The sequence below is a fragment of the Photobacterium sp. R1 genome (assembly GCF_054600795.1).
The window spans coordinates 1-448 of sequence record NZ_BAAHZP010000097.1; the positions used below are offsets into that span (position 1 = coordinate 1).

The 448-nt window shown below is 45.3% G+C and carries 1 protein-coding gene; it reads right to left on the reverse strand.

Features of this window, described 5'->3' with window-relative positions; translation table 11 throughout:
- Positions 1-201, reverse strand: a 201-nt coding sequence (locus ACYP03_RS24135) for a MazG nucleotide pyrophosphohydrolase domain-containing protein (RefSeq protein ID WP_459782383.1), incomplete at its 3' end; no start/stop codon positions are given.
- Between the last annotated feature and the right edge of the window lie 247 nt (positions 202-448).

Consider the following 448-nt stretch of genomic DNA (forward strand, 5'->3'; position numbering starts at 1 on the left):
ACAGACGTAATACAACACATCATATAATTCTTCAGCCACTGACCCTTTGAGGTCATCCAATGTGGGTTGTCCGCCTGTGCCTTGACGAATAGACTCCGACAATTCACCGACTTCTTCGATTAATTTGAGAAAATAGTGCTCAGATTGCTCGGGGGCATGATCGAACGTTTTTATATGACTTTGTAACTCAGATAACTTCATCACATCCTTCTTGTCTCGTTTTCTCTGCTCAGCGTAAAACGACTCGTTCCAGGCCTAAAAATACGGGGCTGTCATCGCGAAAAAATCACGGACTCTGCTCATTGAAACACAGAGTTAAAAGATGACTTGCTGTAGCCCAATCTCATGCGCATAACCGCCGACCCGTACCTTGATAATCTTGTGCGCCTCCAACTCTACAACCGCCGTGATTCTTGAAACACAGTCCATAGCCCTGCCTTGTTCGAAA